General features: G+C 54.3%; 2 rRNA genes (1 of these 2 cut by a window edge). Both read right to left on the bottom strand.

The annotated features are described in order from the left end of the window. Positions 1-45: 45 nt before the first annotated feature. Positions 46-153 (bottom strand): 5S ribosomal RNA (rrf, locus tag ED557_15950). Positions 154-331: 178 nt separating this feature from the next. Then, positions 332-3,008, bottom strand: a 23S ribosomal RNA gene (locus ED557_15945); it runs 196 nt beyond the window's last position.

Below are 3,008 nucleotides of genomic sequence, written 5' to 3'. Positions count from 1 at the left end.
AATAAAAAAACCCCTTCTTTGTGGGGAAGGGGTTTTTTAAAGGGGGAGAGGCGGCGACCTACTCTACCGCGTAGCAGTACCATCGGCGCTGCAGGGCTTAACGGCCGTGTTCGGGATGGGAACGGGTGGGGCCCCTGCGCAATAGCCACCTCAATCAAGTTCTTGTGTTGGCTGATCCTTAGTCAGTAAATAAAGTTTTTTGACATGGTTTCTGCTTCGCCGAGGCTTCGCAGAACAGGCCCCTGGATAGGGATCCTGGAAGAAGTGTAATATGTATTGTGTGCTAGTATGCCAGGCTTGCCCCACAGAGTGCTGCGGTGCAAGCCATATAAACAAAGCCAATGGCCTGATTAGTACGGCTCGGCTAAACATGTTACCATGCGTACACCTGCCGCCTATCTACCCGGTCGTCTTCCGGGAGGCTCATAGGGAACATTTATCTTGGAGCGTGCTTCGCGCTTAGATGCGTTCAGCGGCTTATCACTTCCGCACATAGCTACCCTGCGATGCATGCGACCACACAACAGGTGCACTAGCGGTGCGTCCACTCCGGTCCTCTCGTACTAGGAGCAGCCCTCCTCAATGTTCCTACGCCCACAGCAGATAGAGACCGAACTGTCTCACGACGTTCTGAACCCAGCTCGCGTACCGCTTTAATTGGCGAACAGCCAAACCCTTGGGACCTTCTCCAGCCCCAGGATGCGATGAGCCGACATCGAGGTGCCAAACCTCCCCGTCGATATGAACTCTTGGGGGAGATAAGCCTGTTATCCCCGGAGTACCTTTTATCCTTTGAGCGATGGCCCTTCCATGCGGTGCCACCGGATCACTAAACCCCACTTTCGTGCCTGCTCGGCCTGTATGCCTCACAGTCAAGCACCCTTATGCTTTTACACTCTACGCACGATTGCCGACCGTGCTGAGGGTACCTTTGGGAGCCTCCGTTACTCTTTAGGAGGCGACCGCCCCAGTCAAACTACCCACCATACACTGTTCCCCGGAAGGGTTAGACTTCACCTGTAGCAAGGGCGGTATTTCAAGGGTGGCTCCAAGACGCCTGGCGACGCCCCTTCATAGCCTCCCGCCTATCCTACACATGCTACAGCTAAAGCCAATGTAAAGTTGTAGTAAAGGTTCACGGGGTCTTTTCGTCCCGCTGCGGGTAATCGGCGTCATCACCGATACCACAATTTCACCGAGCTCATGGCCGAGACAGTGCCCAAGTCGTTACACCATTCGTGCAGGTCGGAACTTACCCGACAAGGAATTTCGCTACCTTAGGACCGTTATAGTTACGGCCGCCGTTTACTGGGGCTTCAGTTAAGAGCTTCGACCAAAGGTCTAACCCCCTTCCTTAACCTTCCAGCACCGGGCAGGTGTCAGTCCCTATACATCGCCTTGCGGCTTAGCAGAGACATGTGTTTTTGGTAAACAGTCGCTTGGGCCTTTTCACTGCGCCCCTCACGCGGAGGGGGATCCTTCTCCCGAAGTTACGGATCTAATTTGCCTAGTTCCTTAGCCATGAATTACTCGAGCACCTGAGGATACTCTCCTCACCCACCTGTGTCGGTTTGGGGTACGAGCTAGTCTTACAAACCACGACGCTTTTCTTGGCAGCATGATTACCTCCACTATCCCTTCACCGTGAAGATCCGGGTACTGTCGGGGTTCAGCTTTAACTCGGAGCGGATTTGCCTACTCCGAAGCCTACGCCCTTTAACGTGCATTCGTCCGCACGCGGGAGTGTCACTTCTGCGTCACGCCTTGGCCTAACGTAAGCCTAGGTAGCGGAATATTTAACCGCTTTGCCATCGGCTTCCCCGGCCTTACCGGGTACACCTTAGGTCTCGACTAACCCTGATCCGATTAGCGTTGATCAGGAACCCTTGGGTTTACGGTGGACGGGTTTTTCACCCGTCTTATCGTTACTCATGCCTACAGTTTCGCTTCCAGCCGCTCCAACATCCCTCACAGGACACCTTCAGCGCAGACTGGAATGCTCCCCTACCGATTTTTCAATCCCACAGCTTCGGCACCGGACTTATGCCCGCTTATTATCGACGCCGAGTCGCTTGACTAGTGAGCTATTACGCACTCTTTAAAGGAATGGCTGCTTCTAAGCCAACCTCCTAGTTGTCTGAGCAACTCAACTTTCTTTGATCAACTTAGCCCGGATTTGGGGGCCTTAGCTGGTGGTCTGGGTTGTTCCCCTCTCGCCCCAGGACGTTATCACCCTGGGACTGACTGCCTGGTGGCTCTGGCCCGGCATTCGGAGTTTGTCTAGGGTTGGTAGGCGGTGAAGCCCCCTAGCCTAATCAGTGCTCTACCTCCGGGCAGACAAAACCAGACGCTATACCTAAATATATTTCGGGGAGTACGAGCTATCTCCAAGTTTGATTGGCCTTTCACCCCTATCCACAGCTCATCCCAAGACTTTTCAACGTCAACGGGTTCGGGCCTCCATAGCGTTTTACCGCCACTTCACCCTGGCCATGGATAGATCACTTGGTTTCGCGTCTGCCCCGCCGTACTGCGCGCCCTGTTCAGACTCGCTTTCGCTGCGGCTGCACCCCTAAAGGGCTTAACCTCGCACGACAGGAGCAACTCGTAGGCTCATTATACAAAAGGCACGCCGTCACTCCGATACATCGAAGCTCCGACCGCTTGTAAGCACACGGTTTCAGGTACTATTTCACTCGCCGTCTCGGCGTTCTTTTCACCTTTCCCTCACGGTACTGGTTCACTATCGGTCATGCAGATGTATTTAGCCTTACCGGATGGTGCCGGCAGATTCACGCAAGGTTTCACCGGCCTCGCGCTACTCAGGATACCCGCCTTGTCAACATGCGTACGCCTACAGGCCTATCACCTGCTACGGGGCGCCTTTCCAGACGACTTCGACTTAACATGTTTCCAATTACGCAGGTCCTACTACCCCGGAGCCCGTAAGCCCCGGTTTGGGCTGTTCCGCGTTCGCTCGCCACTACTTACGGAATCACTGTTGTTTT

It is taken from the genome of Balneola sp. (genome assembly GCA_003712055.1).
In the GTDB taxonomy this organism is placed as follows: domain Bacteria; phylum Bacteroidota; class Rhodothermia; order Balneolales; family Balneolaceae; genus RHLJ01.
Note: the sequence above shows the minus strand (reverse complement) of the source record. Positions and strands in the feature narration are given on the sequence as shown.